The sequence below is a fragment of the Acholeplasma hippikon genome, from assembly GCF_900660755.1.
Lineage (GTDB): Bacteria > Bacillota_I > Bacilli_A > Acholeplasmatales > Acholeplasmataceae > Acholeplasma > Acholeplasma hippikon.
In genome coordinates this window covers 810,710-834,178 of record NZ_LR215050.1, presented here as the reverse complement: position 1 = coordinate 834,178, position 23,469 = coordinate 810,710, and the positions used below count along the sequence as shown (strand labels likewise).

Annotated in this window: 22 protein-coding genes and 1 other annotated feature; all 22 genes read left to right on the top strand. The window is 31.7% G+C overall.

All coding sequences use genetic code 11. The features are described from left to right. Window position 1 precedes the first annotated feature (1 nt). The 22 genes from EXC59_RS04110 to EXC59_RS04005 all read left to right on the top strand — a co-directional run bounded on the left by EXC59_RS04110 (window position 2) and on the right by EXC59_RS04005 (window position 23,105). Window positions 2–1,591: an NHL repeat-containing protein gene (locus EXC59_RS04110; protein WP_162163898.1), complete on the top strand. Its 1,590-nt coding sequence runs from the start codon at window positions 2–4 to the stop codon at window positions 1,589–1,591. Further along, the gene (locus EXC59_RS04105) at window positions 1,588–2,229 is read left to right on the top strand and encodes a YIP1 family protein (protein WP_162163897.1); all 642 of its coding nucleotides are present in this window, start codon (window positions 1,588–1,590) and stop codon (window positions 2,227–2,229) included. The genes EXC59_RS04110 and EXC59_RS04105 overlap by 4 nt, the downstream gene beginning before the upstream one ends. Continuing rightward, a complete protein-coding gene (locus EXC59_RS04100) occupies window positions 2,226–4,835 on the top strand; it encodes a DUF5696 domain-containing protein (RefSeq protein WP_035368433.1) in 2,610 nt (869 codons plus the stop codon). Before EXC59_RS04105 ends, EXC59_RS04100 begins: the two co-directional genes overlap by 4 nt. Continuing rightward, entirely contained in the window at window positions 4,835–5,773 is a 939-nt protein-coding gene (locus EXC59_RS04095) for a carbohydrate ABC transporter permease (protein ID WP_035368432.1), read from the top strand. The genes EXC59_RS04100 and EXC59_RS04095 overlap by 1 nt, the downstream gene beginning before the upstream one ends. Beyond that, window positions 5,763–6,761, top strand: a complete 999-nt coding sequence (locus EXC59_RS04090; RefSeq protein ID WP_051658932.1) for a carbohydrate ABC transporter permease — start codon at window positions 5,763–5,765, stop codon at window positions 6,759–6,761. Before EXC59_RS04095 ends, EXC59_RS04090 begins: the two co-directional genes overlap by 11 nt. Then, on the top strand, window positions 6,761–7,405 hold the full coding sequence (locus EXC59_RS04085; RefSeq protein WP_035368430.1) for a DUF624 domain-containing protein: 645 nt from the start codon (window positions 6,761–6,763) through the stop codon (window positions 7,403–7,405). Before EXC59_RS04090 ends, EXC59_RS04085 begins: the two co-directional genes overlap by 1 nt. Then, a complete protein-coding gene (locus EXC59_RS04080; protein WP_035368428.1) occupies window positions 7,398–8,528 on the top strand; it encodes an exo-beta-N-acetylmuramidase NamZ family protein in 1,131 nt (376 codons plus the stop codon). The genes EXC59_RS04085 and EXC59_RS04080 overlap by 8 nt, the downstream gene beginning before the upstream one ends. Beyond that, window positions 8,521–10,092 carry a beta-N-acetylhexosaminidase gene (gene nagZ / locus EXC59_RS04075; RefSeq protein WP_035368427.1) on the top strand — a complete coding sequence of 524 codons (1,572 nt, stop codon included), beginning with the start codon at window positions 8,521–8,523 and terminating at the stop codon, window positions 10,090–10,092. The genes EXC59_RS04080 and nagZ overlap by 8 nt, the downstream gene beginning before the upstream one ends. Next, complete coding sequence (locus EXC59_RS04070; protein WP_035368426.1) at window positions 10,085–10,981, top strand: BadF/BadG/BcrA/BcrD ATPase family protein; 897 nt, start codon at window positions 10,085–10,087, stop codon at window positions 10,979–10,981. Before nagZ ends, EXC59_RS04070 begins: the two co-directional genes overlap by 8 nt. Before the next feature lies 1 nt (window position 10,982). After that, window positions 10,983–11,897, top strand: coding sequence for an N-acetylmuramic acid 6-phosphate etherase (gene murQ / locus EXC59_RS04065; protein WP_035368425.1), 915 nt, complete (start codon window positions 10,983–10,985; stop codon window positions 11,895–11,897). 5 nt (window positions 11,898–11,902) lie between these two features. Beyond that, on the top strand, window positions 11,903–12,376 hold the full coding sequence (locus tag EXC59_RS04060) for a GNAT family N-acetyltransferase (protein WP_035368423.1): 474 nt from the start codon (window positions 11,903–11,905) through the stop codon (window positions 12,374–12,376). 1 nt (window position 12,377) lies between these two features. After that, the gene (nagB, locus tag EXC59_RS04055; protein WP_035368421.1) at window positions 12,378–13,100 is read left to right on the top strand and encodes a glucosamine-6-phosphate deaminase; all 723 of its coding nucleotides are present in this window, start codon (window positions 12,378–12,380) and stop codon (window positions 13,098–13,100) included. 14 nt (window positions 13,101–13,114) lie between these two features. Continuing rightward, window positions 13,115–14,473, top strand: a complete 1,359-nt coding sequence (locus tag EXC59_RS04050) for an ROK family protein (protein ID WP_035368419.1) — start codon at window positions 13,115–13,117, stop codon at window positions 14,471–14,473. 399 nt (window positions 14,474–14,872) lie between these two features. Continuing rightward, window positions 14,873–15,493 (top strand): FMN-dependent NADH-azoreductase, encoded by a 621-nt coding sequence (locus EXC59_RS04045; protein WP_035368418.1) that lies wholly within the window; start codon window positions 14,873–14,875, stop codon window positions 15,491–15,493. A gap of 195 nt (window positions 15,494–15,688) precedes the next feature. Beyond that, complete coding sequence (locus EXC59_RS04040; RefSeq protein WP_162163896.1) at window positions 15,689–16,258, top strand: DUF402 domain-containing protein; 570 nt, start codon at window positions 15,689–15,691, stop codon at window positions 16,256–16,258. 4 nt (window positions 16,259–16,262) lie between these two features. Further along, window positions 16,263–16,958, top strand: coding sequence for a glycerophosphodiester phosphodiesterase (locus tag EXC59_RS04035; RefSeq protein ID WP_035368415.1), 696 nt, complete (start codon window positions 16,263–16,265; stop codon window positions 16,956–16,958). Window positions 16,959–17,037: 79 nt separating this feature from the next. Beyond that, complete coding sequence (locus EXC59_RS04030) at window positions 17,038–18,264, top strand: alpha/beta hydrolase (protein WP_051658931.1); 1,227 nt, start codon at window positions 17,038–17,040, stop codon at window positions 18,262–18,264. Between the two features lie 15 nt (window positions 18,265–18,279). Next, window positions 18,280–18,816, top strand: a complete 537-nt coding sequence (locus EXC59_RS04025; RefSeq protein WP_210995063.1) for a phosphatidylglycerophosphatase A family protein — start codon at window positions 18,280–18,282, stop codon at window positions 18,814–18,816. A gap of 348 nt (window positions 18,817–19,164) precedes the next feature. After that, window positions 19,165–20,286, top strand: a complete 1,122-nt coding sequence (locus tag EXC59_RS04020; protein ID WP_232034477.1) for an ABC transporter ATP-binding protein — start codon at window positions 19,165–19,167, stop codon at window positions 20,284–20,286. After that, the gene (locus EXC59_RS04015) at window positions 20,270–21,109 is read left to right on the top strand and encodes an ABC transporter permease (protein WP_035368410.1); all 840 of its coding nucleotides are present in this window, start codon (window positions 20,270–20,272) and stop codon (window positions 21,107–21,109) included. The genes EXC59_RS04020 and EXC59_RS04015 overlap by 17 nt, the downstream gene beginning before the upstream one ends. Beyond that, the gene (locus tag EXC59_RS04010; protein ID WP_162163895.1) at window positions 21,109–21,966 is read left to right on the top strand and encodes an ABC transporter permease; all 858 of its coding nucleotides are present in this window, start codon (window positions 21,109–21,111) and stop codon (window positions 21,964–21,966) included. Before EXC59_RS04015 ends, EXC59_RS04010 begins: the two co-directional genes overlap by 1 nt. Further along, window positions 21,963–23,105 carry an ABC transporter substrate-binding protein gene (locus EXC59_RS04005; RefSeq protein WP_035368409.1) on the top strand — a complete coding sequence of 381 codons (1,143 nt, stop codon included), beginning with the start codon at window positions 21,963–21,965 and terminating at the stop codon, window positions 23,103–23,105. Before EXC59_RS04010 ends, EXC59_RS04005 begins: the two co-directional genes overlap by 4 nt. A 122-nt stretch (window positions 23,106–23,227) precedes the next feature. Further along, window positions 23,228–23,436, top strand: a binding site (T-box leader). Window positions 23,437–23,469: the final 33 nt, after the last annotated feature.

The window sequence follows — 23,469 nt, the reverse complement described above, 5'->3', positions numbered from 1 at the left end:
CATGAAATTAACTTTTAAAATTTTATTATTAATTTTACTACCTTTCCAATTAGCAGTTGTTAGATACAACTATTCTTACTATGGAGAAGTCATTCACTCGGCTCCAGGGTTAAACTTCTCAGCATATTTCAATGAACAAACTTTAGGTGTTCCATTCAATTCACCTGAAGATATGGTTGTATATGATGGGAAATTATACATTATAACATCAGGCAGCAATAACTTAGTTGTTGTTGATGAAAGATTTGATGTTGCAATGGGTCCTCGTTATGTCTTTAAGAAAGTTACAGAAACTGTTCCTGATGATTCAAAAGAACCAACAGAGGATAATCCAAATCCAACAAAAGAAATTGAAGTTGAAAAGTTTTTAAAAGAAGATGGTAAGTTAGCAGTAACTTACTTCGTGCCTTCAGAATCGTATAAAGATTATTTAATTGAACAAGGCGAATCAGTTCCTGAATACTATACATTAAATAAACCAAGAGGTTTAGATGTTAAGGATACTGGTATTTACATTGCTGATACTGAAAACCTAAGAATTTTAAAATTAAACCATGATTTTGAAGTAGTAGATATTTTCACAGAAGTAGATAATATCGCATTTGAAGGTAAGGCATTTAAACCTAAGAAAATTACAACAGATACAACAGGACGTATGTATGTGGTTGCGCAAGATATGTTCGAAGGTATTATTGAGTTAGAAAATAATGGTTCATTCAACCGTTTCACTGGTGTTAACCCAATTAAATTAACACCATTTGATATTTTCAAACGTTCATTAATGTCAGAAGAACAAATTGCAAGACTTCCTAAATTCTTACCAACAGAATATACAAACGTTACAATGACTGCTGAAAACTTCATTTATGCTACATCACTCCCATCAAAAAATAACGATGAGGCGATGATTCAGTTAATCAACCCTAAAGGGGTCGATGTCTTACAACGTGAAGGATATGCAATTCCAAAGGGGGACCAACAATACGTAATTAACATGAATAACTACGTTGTTGATGGACCATCAACTTTAGCAGATATTGCGATTTATAAAGATGGAATTTATACAGTATTAGATCAAAAACGTTCAAGACTATTCACTTATGATTCAGAAGGTAACCTATTATACATCAATGGTGAAGCAGGAAACCAATCTGATAAATTTGCTGAAGGGGTTGCGATTACTTACTTCAATGATAACTTATTAGTTTTAGACAGACGTCAAAGAACAGTAGTTGTATATGAACATACAAACTTCGGTAAAAAAGTAAATGAAGCAATTATGTTCCATGGCATGGGAGAATTTGAACAAGCAGCTAAAGTTTGGGAAGAAGTATTAGTACTAAACACAAACTATGAAGTTGCATATAAAGGTATTGGTAAATACTACTTAAGAAATGGTGACTATAAAACTGCTATGGAATACTTTAAGTATGGACATGACCAATATTATTACTCAAAAGCATTCAAACAATACAGAAATAACATTATCAAAGCAAACTTCGGATATATCCTAGCGATAATTATCATTATTCCAACTGGTTTATATGTTTGGAAGCAAATCAAAAAAAGAAAAGGAAGTAAAGTGTCATGAAAGAAAAAATAGGTTCATTCTTTAATGATTTAATCTCCTTTCCTGCTTACATATTAGCGCATCCATTTGATGGATACGACGAATTTAAGACACAAAAGAAGGGTAAGTTGTGGGTTGCAATCACAATGATTGCATTATTCGCTCTACTTAATATTGTTACTTACCAATATGAAGCATTTATTATTAACTTAAGAAATCCAATGAAATTAAATAATATCGAACAGATTTTCTCTGTGGTATTAATTATCGGTTTATTTGTCGAAGGTAACTGGTCTGTGACTACGTTAATGGAAGGAAAAGGAAAATTTAAAGAAATCTTAATGGTAACTGGGTATGCATTATTCCCTATCGTTATTGTAGGATTCCCAGCAGTTTTCATTTCTAACCTCTTAACATTAGACGAAATTTCATTCTATACACTTGCTATTGCATTAAGTTATGTAATGACAGGTTGGATGTTATTCATGGGTATTCTAAATATTCATGAATATGGATTATTTAAGACGATCGCATGTTTCTTACTAACTGTACTTGCGATGTTAGTTATGATGTTTATCGGATTATTATTCTTTGATTTAATCCAACAATTCATTTCATTCATTGCATCTATTATAGAAGAGTTGGGGTTACGAAGATGAACACATTATTAAAGAAAATTATTATTTCAGTGTTAGCTGTAGCCTTAGTAGCATTCTTAGTTATTGGAATTCCACTAAAGAATACAAAATACACTTACGCAACAACTCAAAGTTTTACTAAAGATGGTTTCGTTGAATCAATGGAATTATCAAACACAGAAAAATTAGTTGCCGAAAATGGTAAATATCAATTATTTATTGATGAAACAACTTCATACATTACATTAGTAGACAAAGTTTCTGGTACAAAATGGCAATCAAATCCTACAATTGAAGACCCAACTGAACCAATTATTGCTGCTAAAAATAAACAAAAAGCAACATTGGAGTATTCTTACTATAATGATGCTGGATCAATTACTTCAGTAAACAACTACACATTATCAATTTATCACCCTGCAAGTGTTACAACACCTGAAGGTCAAAGAACATTTGCTATTAAGTATATTGAATCTGAAAATGCAGTACAAGTTCTTTACACAATGAAGAACTTAGAGATTTCATTCTTATACTTCCCTAAATATCTATCTGAAGCGCAATTAGCTGAATTTGAATCACGTGATGCGAATAGATTAAAGAGTTTAGCTTATACAAAATATGAAGAAAAAGATATGAATGGTGATGGCCAATTTACTGATGATGAAAAGTTCTACTTTATTGAAAAATATGATTCATCAATGACATTACTATTAAAGAGAAATCTTTATGAAATTCTTTACACTAAGTATGGTTATACACTAGACCGTGTCGCAGAAGAAAATGCATTACATGAAATTTTTGATGAAGAAGAACGCGTTGAATTCCAAATGGCAGTTCAAATCAAATTATTAGATAGCGGTATTGAAGCTAAGATTTTAAGAGAGTCAATCGTTGAGGTTGGCGCACACCTAGCAGAAGTTTCTTTATATCCGTTATTTGGTACGGCAATTGCAATCGATGAAGAAAACAAACCAACTGAAGGATATTTAGTTGTTCCAGATGGTGCTGGTGCAGTCATTGAATTTAATAATACAAAGACTTCACAAAATGCTTATCGTAAACGTCTATATGGAACAGACCTTTCATTAATGCCATTTTCAATGCCAGAAGAACAACAAAAAATTAACATTCCAGTTTATGGCATGGTTAAGAAAAATGTTGGTGGCTTTGCAGCAATCATTACAGAAGGGGATGCAATGGCATATATCAATGCCGATATCTCTGGAAGAATTGATGCTTACAATAAAATTTATACTTCATTCCAATTAAGAGAAACTGAATCAGTTGTCTTAGGTACAGGTTATAACCGTTATGGTGTGACATTATGGACAAAAGACATTGTGAAATCAGACTTTGCAGTAAACTATACATTCTTAAAAGGAAATGAAAATAGTTATGTTGGCATCGCAAATGTTTATAGAAATTACTTAATTAATAATTTAGGTATGGAACAAAAAGATAATACAACTAAAACTGTGTTAACAGCTGAATTTATCGGAGCATTCGATAAACAATCATTCTTCTTAGGTGTTCCATATTCAACATTAGATTCATTAACAACTTTTGAACAAGCAAAAGAAATTATTGAAAAGTTACAAGACCGTAACGTGACACACTTAAATGTAAGTTATTTAGGGGTATCTAATGGTGGTTTAAGTAACTTAATGTTTGACCGTAACGAAGTGGCTGATGTATTAGGTGGAAAATCTGGTTTAGATAGTTTAAATACATATTTAAATGATTTAGATATTGACTTATATCAACATGCTAACTTTGTAACAACAACTAAGTATCGTGGATTTGTTGATTCATTTAGATACAATTCAATGAGAGTTCGTGGCTCTTCTGCAATGTACTTTGTATATCATGTGCCATCTAAATTGCCTTCATCAGAATTTGATAAAGAAAATATTTTAGACCAATATGTATTAAATCCATTATTATACGAAGCAATGTATAAGAACTTCACTAAGCAATCAAATGTTAGTGGATTAGCACTTGATTTTGTTGGTTCATCACTTGCGTCACATTATGACTACAACAAGACACTATATAAACAAGATGCATTAAACTTACAAAAGAATTTATTAGAAATTATGAATGAAGAGATCTTATTATCTAATCCACTTGGATTTGCATTACCTTATGCATCATTCGTTAATGATTTACCAACTGAAACAACTTTATATGCTTTAATTGATTATCAAATACCATTATTACAATTAGTATTATCTGGCTTAGTAGATTACACTTCAGAATCAATTAACTTAACTTCAAATAGAAGTACACAATATCAATTCTTAAAAGTATTAGAAACTGGTTCTAACTTAAAGTACACTTTATCTTATGAATCAAGTCAAAAATTACTAAATACCAAACATAACCAATACATGTCAACACACTATGTAAACTGGTTAGATCAAATTGAAAATCAAATTGAAATTGTAGACAGTTTAAAACTTCATGAAGGCGTATTAGTAAACCATGAAAGATTACAAAATAATGTGTATAAGGTGACTTACTCAAATGGTTTAGAAATTATGATTAACTACAACCAATATGCAGTGACTGTTGGTACACATCATGTAACTGGCATGAACTATGTTGTTATAGGAGGGGCTAACTAATGCAAGATACAGTTAAAAAAGAAGTAAACCCAACTCCAAAAAATAAAAAACAATTCACATATGAACAACAAAAGTTCATATGGTCATTAGTGTTCTTATTACCATGGATCGCCGGTTTAGCAATTTTATTCATATTACCGTTTTTCAACTCACTACGTTATAGTTTCTTTGAATTAAAACCAGAAGTCGGATTTATTAGAGAAACTTGGGTAGGTATTGAAAACTATATTTATGCACTTAACATCCACACAAGTGGTGCTACATCATTCAAAGTTGAGTTAGTTAATACATTATCAGACGTTGCAATCAACTTACCTGTATTATTAATCTTCTCACTATTTATTGCAGTTTTACTTAACATGAAATTTAGAGGACGCGCGATCGTTCGTGCGATCTTCTTCATTCCAGTTATCCTAAACTCTGCTGCAGTAGCTACTGCTTTAGGTGGAGGAGATGCAATTACTGAAATTCTTGCTCAACAAGGTATTGGAAAAATCTTTGACTTGGAGTTCTATTTACTTCAATCAGGGTTCCCACAATTTGCTGTTGGTCTAGTTGTTGGTTTAATCAGCAGAATCTATGACATTTTAGCACTATCTGGGGTTCCAATCCTATTATTCTTAGCAAGTATTCAATCAATTCCAAGCCACTTATATGAAGCGGCTAAGATTGAAGGTGCAACATCATATGAAATGTTCTGGTTAATTACGTTACCTAACGTTACACCACACATTTTAACCGTTACAATTTATGCATTAGTTGATACATTCTTAACATCACCGGTTTCTGAAATTATTTCAGATGAATTAAACAGTCAAAACTGGGGATTAAGTAGTGCAATGGCATGGATTTATGTAATTTGTATTTTAGGTATCTTGATGATTATTGTCTTATTATTCAAGGCACTTAAGATTGGAGATAGCCATTATGAACGTTAACATTAGTGCAAACTTAAAAGAACAAAAGTTGGTTCAAACAAATGAAATTAAATTAAGAGGCGATAAAGTTAGAAGAAAAAGAAAGTTTGAGGCATTCTTGACTGCATTCTTTAGAACTGTATTCCTTGCTGGTTTATGTTTCGTTATTTTATATCCAACAATTCAGCAAATCTTATTAGCATTCAGAGCAGCGGCAGATATTAATGACCCATCAGTTATTTGGATTCCAAAAAACTGGTCTGTGGAAAACTTTAGATACGCTGCCATGGTACTTGATTACTGGGATGCATTAGTAAATACAATCAAATTATCAAGTATCTCAATGGTCTTACAAGTTATATCAACAGCATTAGCTGGTTATGCATTTGCAAGATTAAAATCACCATTAACAAAGGTCTTATTTATCTTTGTTATCTTAACAATTGTAATCCCTCCACAAGCATTATCACTTGCACAATATCTATATTTCAGAGAAGTTAAATTAATTGGTAAAGAAACATCAATTTACTTAATGAGCGTGCTTGGTATGGGGATTCGTAGTGGTATCTTCATTTATATTTTCCAATCATTCTTTAAAGGTTTACCTAAAGAATTAGAAGAATCTGCACAAATCGATGGTGCTGGCGTACCAAGAATCTTCTGGAACGTTATGTTACCAAACGCTCGTGGTGCGATTATTACAGTTGCATTATTCGCATTTGTATGGCAATGGAATGATGTTTACTTCGCTAAGATTTTTGAAGTATCAACAGCACAATTCCCAATTCTAACAATGCGTTTATTAAATGCATCAGAAAATATTTATGCAGCATTATCTTATGCTGGTGCGTTACACTTAATCGGTAAAGATATTTGGTCAAACCCAATGTTCTTAGCGTTAGTTTCTAACGTTGCAGCATTATTAATGATGTTACCATTATTAATTATGTACTTATTCGTACAAAAACAATTCGTTGAATCTATTGAAAGAACAGGTATCGTCGGCTAATGAAAAACGTTGAATCTAAATTACACCAAAAATTAAATACATTTGCTGACTGGGTAATTAGAATCACATTAATCAATATTTTAATGGTGATTTGTTCATTACCAATTCTTACAATTTATCCAGCATTCGTTGCAGGTTATAAATTATTTAACGATTATGCAAATAAAAACGAAAAACCAATTATTAAAACTTTTTTCAAATACTTTATTGAAGATTTCTCAATTAAAATGCAACTTGGCTTAATGTTAGCCTTAGCAATTGGAGTTGCAATCTTTAACTTAACAATTTATGCTGACATTGCAGCTTTAGACCCATCACCAATTAATACCATTGGTACTTATGTGATGATTATCATGGTTGCAACAGTTGTGTTTGTGTTAATTTATACATTACCTTTAATGATTACTTATCCAAAGACCAATCTTTGGTTAATGATGAAGTTTGCTTTCTTCTTAAGTGGCAAATACATCTTTAGAACTGTCTTAGCAGTCTTAATCGCATTAATTCCAGTTGCACTTATGCTGACTCCAATTACAATGTTATTATTCATCTTTGTTGGTTTATCAACACCAGTTGTACTTTATGCGTTATTATTTAAACCAGTTGTTAAATTCATAGAGGAATTGGATAGAGAAAATGCTTAAATTAGGAATTGATCGTATTGATTCATACATAGATTTATTTAAAGGAAAAAATGTTGGATTGATTACTAACCCAACAGGTGTTGATAGCAATTTAAAATTAACATCTGAAATCCTAAAAGAAAAAGTTAATTTAGTTAGTTTATACGCACCTGAACATGGTATTCGTGGAGACCAAGAAGCAGGGGCACATATTGAAAGTTATTTTGATCAAAAATTACAATTAACTGTGCACTCTTTATATGGTAAAAATAAAAAGCCATCTTCTGAAATACTTGAAGGTGTAGATATTTTATGTTATGACATGCAAGATGTAGGTTTAAGATTTTATACCTACATCTACACCATGGCATATGCGATGATTGCAGCAAAAGAAAATAACATTAAGTTTGTTGTCTTTGATCGACCTAATCCATTGGGACGTGATGTTGAAGGTAACTTACTTGATTTAAATTACCGCTCATTTGTTGGATATTATAGTATCCCACAACGTTATGGATTAACTGTTGGCGAGTTAGCGATGTTATTTAACGAAGCTTTTGAAATCAATTGTGATTTAGTCGTTATTCCTATGGAAAATTATGATCCAAAAGCAGATTATAAAACATATAACTTACCATGGTTAAGTCCATCACCAAATCTTCCGACAATAGACAGTGCTTTTGTCTATGCGGCTACTTGTTACTATGAAGGAACAAACGTATCTGAAGGTCGCGGTACAACAAGACCATTCCAATTAATCGGTGCGCCATTTATTGATGCGGATGACCTATGTGAAAAGGTTCGTGCTTTAAACCTAGACGGTATTAAAGTAAGACCTATTCATTTCACACCAAGTTTTTCTAAACATCAAGGACAAACTTGTCATGGTATCGAAATCTTCTTAACTGACAAAACTAAATTTAGTCCAGTAAGAAGTGGTTATCAAATTTTTAATATTATCAGAACTTACGAAGGTTTCGAATTCTTAAAGCCATTTAAAGAAGGAGCTAATCCAATGATTAACCTCTTAACTGGTGGCGAAGATGTAAAAAATGGAACACCTCTTGATGAAATATTTAAACAATTTGAAAAAGATGAAAATACTTTTAGAGAACTGAAGAAGAGGTATCATTTATATGAATAAATTTGAACTCAAGAATTTATCAACAAAAGAAAAAATTGGCCAACTTATTATGGCTGGTTTCCATGGCACAGAAGTTAATGATGATGTGCGCATGTTAATTAGAGATTATAAAGTAGGTAACATTATTCTATTTGCTAGAAATATTGTTTCACCTAAACAACTATTTGAATTAAACAAAGAACTGCAAAAGATTGCAATGGAAGAAATTGGAATTCCTTTATATATTTCAATTGACCAAGAAGGTGGAATGGTTTCACGAATTCAAGATGGTGCAACATTCTTCCCTGGGGCAATGACAATTGCAGCAACTAACAAATTAGCATATGCGTATCAAGTTGGAGATTTAATGGGTAAAGAATTAATTAACCTTGGGGTTAATATGGATCTTGCTCCCATCTTAGATATTAACAATAATCCAAGAAATCCAGTCATTGGGGTTAGAAGTTATGCAGATACACCTGAATTAGTATCTTTATATGCGAATGCAACTATTAAAGGATTACAAAACAGTATTGTAGCAACTGCTAAACACTTCCCGGGTCATGGCGATACAACAGTGGATTCTCACCTAGGGTTACCAACTGTTACAAAAACGCGTTCTGAGTTAGAAAAATTCGAGTTCAAACCATTCAGAAGTGCAATTAATGAAGGTGTCCAAGCCATCATGAGTGCACATATCAATTTCACAGATTTAACTGAAGGGGTTCCAGCGACATTATCTAAAAAAGTTTTAACAGATCTTCTAAGAGGAGAAATGGGCTTTGATGGATTAATCGTTACCGATGCATTAGAAATGAAAGCAATCGATACACATTATGGTGCAGTTGAAGCTTCATTAATGACATTAAATGCTGGTGCAAACCTCTTATGTATCTGTCATGATCTACCATATCAAACTGGCGCAGCAGATAGAATTGAAAAAGCCTTAGCGACTGGTGAATTAACAATGGAAACTCTTGATGAAAGAGTTGAAAGAATCTTACGTTATAAAAAAATGTTAAAACCAATTGACTTTAATGTAACGTATGAAGATGTGAAAGCATTAGTTGAAAATGATGAAACAAAAGCACTAGCTGCAAAAATTTGTGAAGAAGCTGTTACCTTAATTAAGGGTGAGCCAATCAAATTAAGCAACAATGCTTTATTAGTTACAACACTACCTAAAGCAACAACAATTGCTGATGACACTGATGGTGGGTCAACATTAACAAGAAAAGTTAAAAAAGAAATTCCTTTTTTAGATATTTTAGAAATTGCAGTATCTCCTACAGATGCTGAAATGGAAGAAGTAATAGAAAAAGCTAAAGGATATGACCAAGTGATTTATACAACTTATAACGGTAATGTTTATCAATCACAAATTAATTTAGTAGATAAATTAGCAACACTAAATAAAGATTTACATATCCTTGCACTACGTAATCCGTATGATTTATATTACACAAAAGCAATTAAAAATTATGTAGCATTCTACGAATACACTCCAAATTCAAACGATGCGGTCATCAAGTACTTAAAAGGTGAATTAATTCCAACTGGAAAGGCGCCGATTAAGTATGAGTAATTTTGTAATTAGTATTGATGGCGGGGGAACAAAAACTTTAGGAGTTTTATATAATCTAAATGGCTTAGAAACAAAAAGAGTGGTTGCACCGAGCTCAAACTTTGCGGTTGATGCAATCCAAGCAAAAAAAGTCATTCAAGATGTTATCTACCAACTGATTAAAGTCGAACATGCACCCGTAATGCATATTGGTGTTGCTGGATATAGTATGATTAAGGATATAAAAGCTTTAGAAGAAGAATTATCAAATCAATTCCATTCAAAGGTTAATATCCATCCAGATGCACATTTAGGTTTATATTCTGTTTACCAAGAAAACCTACCACTTATTTATGTGGTAGGTGGTACTGGTAGCATCATCTATACTTTAAATAACGACAAGATCAATCGTTATGGAGGTTATGGACATTTATTTGGTGATGAAGGCTCCGCATATAGCGTTGTGATGTCATTATTTAAAGACATTTTAGAAACAATGGATTTAAATAAATCACTAAATAAATTTCAACAACATATACTTAAGACAATTGGAGCAACAGATCGTACAAGTTTAATTGGTTATATTTATCGATCAAAGAAACAAGAAATTGCGAGTCTGGCACAAGTTTTAAGTATGCATAGCAGTTCTAGTTATGCTAAGAAAATTCTAAAAAATGAAGCAAAGAAAATTACTTCAAATATACTTACTGTATATAAAAAATCAGGAATCAATTCAAAATTCATGTTAGCTTTACGTGGTGGGTTTATTGAAAAAGCTTATGGCGTTAAAGAACAAATTATTGAAATATTAAAGAAAAAGAACTTGGACTTTATCGTCGAAGTGGATGTTAAAGAGGCCGTATATGGCGGTTATATGATGGCTTTAATATCCGATAGAAAGGAATCATAATATGGTAGATATCAAAAAAATTAGTACAGAACAACGTAATAATCTGACTAAAAACATGGATATCAGTTCAACTTTAGAAATCTTAAAAATGATCAACAACGAGGATAAAAAAGTTCCTCTAGCGATTGAAGCTGTATTACCTGAAATTGCTGAACTTGTTGATGCAGTTGCAGAAACATTAGCAAATGGTGGTCGTTTATTCTATATCGGAGCTGGTACTTCAGGTAGATTAGGTGTCTTAGATGCAAGTGAATGTGTGCCAACATTTGGTGTGCCTAGTGATATGGTTATTGGAATCATTGCAGGTACAGATAAAGCATTAAGATTACCTGTTGAAGGTGCTGAAGATGATATGGAAGCTGCAATCAAAGATTTACAAGCATATAACCTATCATCAAAAGACTTTGTTGTGGGAATCGCAGCAAGTGGACGCACACCTTATGTCGTTTCAGGTTGTCGTTATGCCCGTTCAATCGGTGCAAAGACTGCCGGTGTAACAACAAGTTATAAAACTGAGTTATCAGCAAATGTAGATTATCCAATTGAAGCTGTTACAGGACCTGAACCTTTAACTGGTTCTACAAGAATGAAATCAGGTACTGCTCAAAAATTAATCTTAAACATGATTTCAACAACAGCAATGGTTAAGTTAGGTAAAGTATATGAGAACTTAATGATTGATGTACAAATGAGTAATAAGAAATTAGAGTCTCGTGCTGTTTCTATTGTTAAAGAGGTAACTGGTGTAACGGATGATGTTGCACAAGCAAATCTTCAAAAATATGGTTCAGTTAAGCAATCAATTTTCGCAATTATCTCAAAAATTGAAAGTATTGATGAAATTAATAGAATTTTAGATATGCATCATGGTAATATAAGAGAAGCGATTAAATATACATTAAAAGCAGAGGAATAAAAAATATGGCAGATTTATTAGTTGGACTTTATCGAAAAGATTATATCGAGGGTAAAAAAGCAAGTGAAGATGTTAAAATAGTTAGGGCGTTATCTCCAAACAGTGATGCGATCATTGCGTTTGTTGAAAAAAACTTCTCTAAAGGTTGGGCATCTGAAGTTAAAGCGGCTTTATACAAACCAAACCCAACATGTTTTGTTGCGTTTTACGAAGGGAAAATTGTGGGCTTCTCAGCATATGATGCAACAGCAAAAGGATACTTTGGACCAATTGGTGTTGATGAAACATTAAGAGGAAAAAATATTGGTAAAGCATTGCTATTCGCAGCCTTAGAAGGTATGTATCACGATGGTTACGGATACGGAATCATCGGTGGAGTAAATGAAAATGTTGCTCCATTCTATCAAAAGACATGTGGTGCAATCGTAATTAATCTTGAAGGTAATGTTTACGATAGATTTGTGAGAGGATTATATTAAAATGGAAATTAAAGTTTTTGATAGCAAAGCTGCACTTTATGAAAGTGTTGCAAACTATTATGTAGAAAGAATTAACGCAAACCCAAATATGACTTTAGGTCTTGCAACAGGTACGACTCCAATTGCTTTATATCAAAATCTAATTGAAGCATACAAAAATGGTAAAGTATCATTTAAAAATGTTAAATCATTTAACTTAGATGAATACATCGGATTACCAAAAGATCATAAAGAAACTTATTTTAACTTTATGAGAGCACAATTATTCAATCATATTGATATTGATTTAAATAATTGTCACGTTCCAAACGGGGACGCATCAATGATTGAAGCATCAATCAAAGCATACCAAGATATGTTAGACAATGCTAAAATTGATATCCAATTATTAGGTATTGGATCAAATGGTCACATTGGTTTTAATGAACCAGGAACTTTATTTGATTCAAAAACTCATAAAGTGGTATTAAAGGAACAAACAAGAATTGATAACTCAAGATTATTCAATTCAATCGATGAAGTTCCAACGCACGCAATTACAATGGGTATTAGCGATATTATGGAAGCTAAAGAAGTGATTGTGATTGCAACTGGTAAAAATAAAGCAGACGCTGTTTTTGGTATGATTAAAGGTCAAATCAATGAAGAATTACCAGCTTCAGTTTTACAAAACCATGCAAAAGTAACTGTTTATCTAGATACTGATGCAGCAAGCAAATTATAATCGGAGGGTTTAAAATGAATATTCCAGTACGCCCACTTAAGTTAGACCCAAAATATGCTCCAGCGGTTTTATTCTTTAGAGAATTTAAAGCAAACGCATTAAAAGAAGGATATGATAATTTATCAGTAGTTGTTGAAAGAAATGACGGAAACAGCGAATGCTTCGATACAATTATCTTTAAAGATGAAAAACACTTTGATGAAAATCTATTCTATGTTGAACGTTTAGTTAAATCATTATTATGGATTTATGGTGGTTACAAAGTAACAATCGTTGGTAATAAAAAAATTTATGAAGCATTAAAAGAAATTTATGCAAATAAAGAACGTACATTTGATGCTAAGTTTATGACTCGTGTTTATGAACAACCATTTGAAGTGTTACATGCAACAGCAAAACCAGAAATTAAACAAAATTACCAATCAATTGGTAAGAACTTAGATGGTTACCGCATCGGTTTTGATGCTGGTGGATCAGATATGAAAGTATCAGCAGTTGTAAATGGTGAACCAATCTTCTCAGAAGAAATCGTATGGTTCCCTAAATTAAATAGTGATCCTGAATATCATAAGAAATATATTAGAGAAGCAATTATGCTTGCTAAATCAAAAATGCCACGCTTAGATGCAATTGGTGTATCAAGTGCTGGGGTTTATGTAAATAACCAAGCAAAAGTTGCATCACTATTTATTCAAGTTCCAGATGAAGCATTTGACAAACACATTAAAAACATTTACATCGACATTGCAAATGAATTAAATGTTCCAATTGAAGTTGCAAATGACGGAGACGTTACTGCACTTGCTGGAGCAATGAGTTTAGAAAAGAATAACCTTTTAGGTATTGCAATGGGTACAAGTGAAGCAGCAGGTTATATCAACCATGAAGGTAACATTACTGGTTGGATTAACGAATTAGCATTCGTTCCAGTTGACTTCCAAGCAAATGGACCAGTTGATGAATGGAGTGGCGATTTTGGTTGTGGATTAAAATACTTCTCACAAGATGCAGTTATTCGTTTAGCTGAAACTTGTGGAATCACATTCCCACACGATATGCCACTTGCAGAACGCTTAAAAGTTGTTCAAAAATTAGGACCTGAAAGTGAAGTTTACCAAGATATCTTCCAAACAATTGGAACATATTTAGGTTACACACTTGCTTACTATAGCGAGTTCTATGAAATTGAAAACGTACTTTTATTAGGACGTGTGACATCAGGTGAAGGTGGAAATATCATCGTTGATTATGCGAAGAAGACATTAAAAGAAAACTTTGCAGACTTAGGTGAAAAGATTGAAATCTCATTACCAGATGAAAAAGCAAGACGAGTTGGACAATCAGTTGCAGCAGCTAGTCTTGTTAAGCTATAAAAAGTAAAGATTATTAAAAGAAGAAAAGATAGATTAAAAAAGAGGCTTTTCAACAAAGTCTCTTTTTTTAATGAAAAACGAATATTTTATTGTATAATAGGAATAGATTAAGGAGAATTTAACTATGATCATGGGTAAAAAGCGTAAATCTACGCACTTAAAGAAGAATCAAAGAAAGCATGCGATTCTAACTAGAAAACGTTAATTCGTTAAAATAATTTAACCAGCGCGCGCTGGTTTTTTTATTTATAAAATGTAATCGTGTTAAAAAAACCGAATTGTTTTGATATATAAGTGAAAATTATATGAAAGTTTTCACACTTTAAGCATGAAATTTGAAATATAAATATATTTATATAGAATTAATCACGTTATGAAAAAAGATGAGGAGAAAACGACATGAAGAAAGTATTAGTTGTCAATGCACATGCATTAACAAAAAATGAATCAAGAACTTTAAAAACTTTAGATGCATTTTTAGAAACATATAAAGAAACAAATCCTGAAGATGAAATCAAAACAGTAAATGTATTTGACGAAAATTTCCCAGAAATTAACGCAACTTTATTAGGTGCTTGGGGTAAATTAAGAAGTGGTGTAGCATTTGACAAATTAAGCCAAGAAGAACAAACATTAGTCTCTTCATTTGCCGCTTCAACTGAACAATTCTTAGCATCAGATAAAGTTATTATTGCAAACCCACTATGGAATTTATCAATTCCAACAAGATTAAAAGCTTGGATCGACACAATCAATGTTGCAGGTAAAACATTTAAGTATACTGCAAACGGTCCAGTTGGATTAGCAGGAGATAAGAAGGTCCTTCATATCCAATCAGCTGGTGGCGTTTATCAAAACCAAGATTTAGGATCATTATTTATTAAACAAGCATTTTCATTCATTGGAGTAAAAGACTTCACAAAGATTTCAGTTGATGGACTAGATCAAGATCCAGCGCATGCACAAGAAATCTTGAATGAAATTATTGCTGACGCGAAGAAAATCGCGAAAACCTTCTAGCACTTTTTTGAATTTTCTGATTTAAATTAAAAATATAGCACAATTAAGAACAAATACCTCTCCCCTTAATTTTGAGTTTACAAGTATTTGTTCTTTTTTGTTATATAAAGTATCAAACATACTTGAAAAATCAAAGACTTTTTAACTTTATTGACTTGTAATCCTGTGTTATAATTTAAGAAAGGTGAAATATTTATGAAATTAAAATCCGGAAAGAAAGTACAAATACATAGTTATAAGCATGATGGATCACTTCACCGTGTTTGGATTTCTTCGTTTATTATTGACGATACAAATCCATTTTTAATAACTGGGAACCAGCGAACAAAAGTTATCGAATCTGATGGCAGAAGTTGGTATACAAAAGAGCCAGCAATCTGTTATTTTTTTGAGAGAGAATGGTTTAACATTATCGCTATGCTCAAAAAAGATGGCATTCATTACTACTGTAACATTTCAAGTCCATATGTATATGATGGTGAAGCCATTAAGTACATTGATTATGATTTAGATATCAAGGTTTATCCAAATCATAAGTTATATATTCTTGACCAAAAAGAATATGATGAGAATAGTAAAAGAATGAACTATCCTGAAGATGTTCGTAAAATCATTGATCATTCAATTGAGAAATTAAAGAAAATGATTATTGATAAGAAAGAACCTTTTGATAGAAAATCAGTTTTAAAACAACATGAAGTATTTACAAAAATTTTAAGTAATTATCAAGAAAAAACAACATTAATAAAAACAAAGAAGAAGTGATAATATGCAGAATGATCTATTTAAATTAGATGTTAAGTGGGTAGCACATAGAGGTTTATCCTCAAAATCGATTGAAAATACAATCGATTCTTTTGAAAATGCCGCTAAGCTACCTTTTTTTGGAATGGAATGTGACATACATTTAACAAAAGATGGTAAAATAATAGTCCATCATGATAGTAACGTCAAACGCCTAACAGGTGTTGATAAATTAATTAAAGAAACCGAATTCAAAGAATTGCTTGAAATTCCTTTTTCTTTCCCTACATTGGAAGAATATCTAGATATTTGTAAAAAGGGCGAAAAACAGGCTGTAATCGAGTTAAAAGGGCAATTCACAGAAGATAATGTAAAGTATATTTACGAGGAATGTAAAAAGTTACAGGATTTAGATAAAATTACGTTTATTTCATTTAACAGAGATTATTTAAAGTGGATGCGAAAAATTGATAAAACGATTAAGTTAGAACTTTTATTAGGCGAATTTACATTAGCTGATTATGAATATTTAACAGAAAATCGTATCAATTTAGATATGTATCACAAAAACGTCACAAGAGAATTAGTAGAGATGTTAAAAGAAAAAGATTTAACAGTCAATGTGTTTACAGTAAACACTTGGGAAGATGCTAAACGTATGATTGCTTGTGGTGTTGATTATATTACAACGGATGGGATTTTGGATTTTACAACATATTAAAAAATAAGGGGAATTTATAAGAAAAGGGTTAAGGATATTTTTATTTATTTTAGGTACGCTTGTCATTTTACTAGGTGCAATGACAACTTACTTATTTGTTTCACCTAAACCAAGTGTTTGGTTAGTTAGAAAATTATTTAGTTTAACAACATATACTGAACATGAAAATATTTTAGAGATTAAAGAGAATGTGACTTTACTAAGCGATATTACCTATGTTTCAAGTAACGGCATGAATGAATTAGATATCTTTATTAAGACTGATTTAATGGATGAGGTAAATGTACCAATCATTTTATGGATTCATGGCGGCGCATTTGTTGCCGGAGATAAAGATGATGTAGCAAGTTATATGTATGTCTTAGCAAATGAAGGATATGCAGTCATTAGTATCAATTATGGCTTAGGTTATGAGTATCAATATTCAACACCATTAATTCAAATTGGTGAAGCATATACACATGTTAAAAATGAAATTGCTAAGTACCCGTATCTTGATTTAGACAATATGATTGTTGGAGGGGATTCTGCTGGCGCATTTGTTGCCGGAGATAAAGATGATGTAGCAAGTTATATGTATGTCTTAGCAAATGAAGGATATGCAGTCATTAGTATCAATTATGGCTTAGGTTATGAGTATCAATATCCAACACCATTAATTCAAATTGGTGAAGCATATACACATGTTAAAAATGAAATTGCTAAGTACCCGTATCTTGATTTAGACAATATGATTGTTGGAGGGGATTCTGCTGGCGCATTCTTAGCGGCACAGTTTGTTATTAACAATACAAATCCAGCATATTCAGAACTTTCTAAGGTTTCTCCAGTTTTAACAAAAGACCAAATCAAAGGTGCAATCCTCTATTGTGGTCCATATGACTTTAGTTTACTTTTAAATTTATTAGGTGATCCAGTGACAAGATTAAATAGAAGTGCTGGAGGAAGTGCGTTAACTAAGATTGTAGGATTCTTTGCTCAAAAAATAGGATACGCCTTCTTAGGTGAAAAAAATTGGGCACAAGATCCTAAATGGGATATTTTAACCTTAACAAATTATGTAACAAGTGATTTCCCACCTACGTTTATTACGGATGCTAAAAATATATCATTTGAAGAACATGGTAAAAGATTAGCATCTAAATTAGAAAACTTAGGTGTATCAGTAGAAACTGTTTTCTATGATGCCGAACTTGCGCATGAGTACCAATTTAATTTAGGTACCGTTGAAGAAGAAACAGGTAGAAATTACGCAATGGAGACTTTAGATAAGGTATTAGCTTATTTACAAAACTTACCAGCATAGGAGGGCAAAATTATGATGGAAGAACAACAATACAGATTAAATGATGCAAAGAAGTACGATTTAGTCGTAAAAAGACTAAATGAACGTGGTGTATCTTTAAAGGAGATTGCCCAAATCACTTTAGACTTACAAAAGAAGTACTTACCAGAGATTACTTTGGATACATGTTTAGCACATGTTGAAAGAGTTGTCATGAAGCGTGAAGTACAACATGCGATCCTTACAGGATTAGAACTTGATATCTTAGCAGAAAAAAATATGCTAAGTGAACCACTACAAACCATTCTTACCAGTGATTATGGTTTATATGGTATCGATGAAATCTTAGCTTTATCGATTGTAAATGTCTATGGTTCAATTGGTTTAACTAATTTCGGTTATGTTGATAAAACAAAACCAGGGTTAATGGGAAGATTAGATGATAAAAATTCTCCTAATCATTCATGCAATACATTCTTAGATGATATTGTTGGAGCAATTGCTGCAGCTGCTGCATCAAGTGTTGCACATAAATATGCAGAAAGTCCTGAAATTGTAGATAGTTTTAAATAAAAAAATCTAGCCAAGTTTGTTATGACTTGGCTTTTTTCTTGGTTTAGGATAAAAAAACTATTAGTTTAGCCTATCTATTACACATAAAATAAAAGGCATTTTAAAAACTGAAGGTAAAAAAACTTTCAAAAGCGTAAAAAAAACGACAAAAATCTTGATGAAAATTAAGCTTGAAAAATATGTGAAAATAAACCTTTTATTTATTTATAAATAAATACTTTTTTGAAAACGGTGTAAAAAGACAACATAAAAAATTTTTATTTTTTTTATTAAGTTTTTTGATAGACTTATTTAAAAAATGATATATAATTAGTATTCGTAAAATAAAAATTTATGGAGGATTTTTTGGTGAGCCAAGACGTGTTAATTGAGTTATCTCACGTTGTAAAAGAGTTCGATGGAGAACTTATTGTAAAAGATTTAAATTTAAAAATATATAAGAATGAATTTATCACATTATTAGGACCTTCCGGATGTGGTAAAACAACTACACTGCGCATGATTGGTGGTTTTGAAAAACCTAATAGTGGTGACATTATTATTAATGGAAAAGTATTTAATGACTTACCTCCATATGCAAGACCAATTAACACAGTATTTCAAAAGTATGCGTTATTCCCACATTTAAATGTTGCTGAAAACGTTGCGTTTGGATTAAAAAATAGAAGTAATGAATTTTTAATTAATTTCTTCGGTATTGATGCAAACTTACCAAAGAAAGAAATTAACAAATTAATTAAAGAAAACATTGATAAAGCAGTAGTTGATGCATTAGCATTAGTTAAACTTGCTGGTTTTGGTTCAAGAAAAATCAATCAAATGTCAGGTGGACAACAACAACGCGTTGCCTTAGCACGTGCTTTAGTAAATAAACCACAAATTTTATTACTAGATGAACCCCTTGCAGCACTTGACTTAAAACTAAGACAAAACATGCAATATGAATTAAAAGAAATGCAAAGAAAATTAGGTATTACATTTATCTTCGTTACACACGATCAGGAAGAAGCAATGACAATGTCAGATAGAATCGTTGTAATGAAAGATGGTGTTATCCAACAATTAGGTACACCTAAAGCAATTTACAATGAACCAGTTAACCGTTATGTTGCTAACTTCATTGGTGAATCAGATATCTTAGAAGGAACATATGTTAAAAAGGATGTTGTTAACTTCTTAGGTGTTGATTTTGATTGTACAGGATATAAATTCGCTAACGGTGAAAAAGTGGATGTTGTGATTCGTCCTGAAGACTGGGATGTTGTTCCAGTTGAAAAAGCTAAATTAGTTGGTGAAGTAGTATCAAGCATCTTCAAAGGTGTTCATAACGAATTAGACGTTATGGTAGGAGACCAAAAATTAATGGTTAACACTTATGAAAACTATGAAGTAGGAGATAAAATCGGTTTAGCGATTGATGCTTACGAAATTCATTTAATGAAGGTTAGTCAAGATGAAAAAGCCGTTTAGATTATTATCCATTCCTTATGTTGTATGGTTAATGGTGCTTGCGGTAATTCCATTCTTGGTCATGATTTTCCTATCATTTTCATACACTGAAGGTTTAAATTTTTCAAATCATGAATTCACTACCTATCCAATGGAAGTGTTATTAGACCGTGCGACATTAAATGCGATTGGTAACTCATTATTATACGCAGTTATTACAACCATTATTTGTATGGTACTAGGTTATGCAGTTGCATATACTGTATTCCGTTCAAAAATTAAAAATAAATTCTTAATTTTAGCAATCTTTATCTTACCAATGTGGTCTAATCTATTACTTAGAACAGAGGCATTAGGTAACCTAATGAATGCTAATAATATTATTGCTGATATCTTAAGCAAAATCTTTAATACAAATATTACGTTTGCATCATTTAAAGGTACGCCTTTAGCAGTTATCGTTGGTTTAGTGATTACTTACTTACCATTTATGATTCTGCCAATTTACACAGCCTTAGAAAAGATTGAATATGCTTTAGAAGAAGCAGCACATGACTTAGGCTTAACAGATATGCAAAAATTCTGGAAAGTGATCATTCCATTATCATTAACAGGGGTAGCAACTGGTTCTATCATGGTATTCTTACCATCAATGTCTGGTTTTGCGATTCCAGAAATCTTAGGTAGTGGTAACATCCTTTTAGTGGGTAACATTATTGAACAATCATTTAGATACATGGATTATAACGTAGGTTCTATTTTATCTGTTGTTATCTTACTGATTATCTTCTTAGCGTTATTCATTGTTAACAAAGTTGATAAGGAAGGAGAAACATTACTATAATGAGTAATTATCCAAAGGCTACTCTTGAAGAGTACGGATATAAAGATAGAACAAAACTAAAAAATATCTTTGCATGGGTTAGAAAAATTGCTGTTGTATTAATTGTTTTCTCATTATACATTCCTACAACAATGTTATTAATCCAATCAGTTAACTCAAGTCCAAACATTAACTCATTCCAAAGTTTCACTTTAAAATGGTACTTCAATATGTTTGAACTTAGAAGTTTAAGAAGTGCAATTTTAAATACATTAATGACAAGCTTTATCTCTACGATTTTAGCAACTGTACTTGGTACATTAATTGCAGTAGGTATGCATGCATTAACTAAAAAACGTCGTCAACAAATCGTTTTATTAAACAACATTCCAATTTTAAATGCGGATATCGTATCAGGTATCTCATTAATGTTAGTATTTAGTTTATTATTACCAATTTTCCCTTATATTTTCGGGCCAGTGACATTAGTCTTAGCACATTTATTCTTCACATTACCTTATGTGGTCTTAAGTGTTTTACCTAAACTAAAAGAAATGGATCCAAATATGATGGATGCTGCGCTTGACTTAGGGGTTAAACCTTATAAAGCATTAGTTAAAGTAATTGTTCCTGCAATTAAAGCCGGAATCTTCTCAGGTATGTTATTAGCATTAACAATGAGTATTGATGACTTTGTTATTTCATACTATACAACAGGTAACGGATTTGACAACTTATCAATTTGGATTTATGGTTCAATTGGTAGAAAGAGCTTAAGTCCATCAGTTTATGCATTCTCAACATTATTAACATTATTCACATTAGTTGTGTTAGTAAGTTACCAAATCATTGTTAAGAAAGGAAATAAGAAAAAATGAAGAAGATTTTAACATTAGCATTTACTTTTCTTTCAATTTTATTCTTAACAAGTTGTAATACAACTCAAAAATTATTAATCCTAAACTGGGGAGAATATATTAACGAAGACTTAGTCTTAGCATTTGAAGAAGAATTTAACGTTGAAGTTTCAATTTCAATTGCAGATAGTAACGAATTATTCTACTCAAAGGTTAAATCAGGTACAACTGCATATGATTTAGTTTTACCTTCAGATTACATGATTGCAAAAATGGTCGATGAAAAGTTAATTCAACCGATTCAATTTGACAAATTATCAAACTATGATCCAGAAAATAATCCATATATGCAAGGCCTTCAAGGTATTATCAATACCATGGAAGTAGAAGATAGAGATTATTTTGTTCCTTACTTCTGGGGATCATTTGGATTAATGTATAACAAGCGTGTAGCTGGTTTAGAAGAAGCTTTACATGAACATGGTTGGGCAGCATACTTTGAACCATCAAAACGTCCTACAAATCGTGTAGGTATGTATGATGTTGCGCAATATGCTTATTCAACTGCAATGTTATATCATCATATTTCACCATTATCATTACCTGAAACTGTTTCAGAAGGTCAAACATTAACAAACCTTGAATTAGCACGTCAAACATTAAAAGCCGCTAAATTCACAGTATTTGCAGATGACCAATTAAAGAAAGATATTCAATCAAACAACTTAGATTTAGCGTATGTATGGACTGGAGACTTCTTAGATGTTTTATACGTTGATTTAGATGAAGGTATGAATTACGATGAAAAATTATATGACATCTATATTCCAGAAAACACAATGGCATTTATGGATGCGTTTGTTATTCCAACAAAAGCACGCCATGTTGATTTAGCACATGAATTCATCAATTTCTTCTTAAATCCAGATAACGCATATGAAAATGCTGGAGTTGTTGGTTATGCAACACCTCTACAACAAACATATGATGCGATTGCTTATTATGAAGGCGATGATGAGTGGTTAACTTCATGGGCAAGAGCACAACAAGATTATTATCCAGATACTGGAGATTTCCATGGTGTGCCATATGCTAACTTTAGTAACGAAGTATTAAGCCGTTTATTAAACATGCTTAATGACGTGAAGACAAGCAAATAAGTTAAAAATAAACATTTTCAACAAACAATTTGTGTAGATTTACAAAATTTTCAATAAATCGAATAACTTTTACGCAATTAAAGTTAACTTCTTGAAAAAAGATTGAGAAGTTATATAATATTACCCAAGCGATGAAAAAAAGTAGTAATAAATGATAATTGTAAAGAGAGCTGATGGTTGGTGCAAATCAGTCAAGGAAGTTTATGAACGTGTTTTGGAGCTTTTAAATCGAAATATGATGAGGTTTAAACGTAAGTCGGCGTTAACGATTTAAAGTGCTAGGTTCCCTAGAACTAAGGTGGTACCACGGAAGTTTATTTTCGTCCTTAGACAAATTTATTTTGTCTAGGGACTTTTTCTTTAA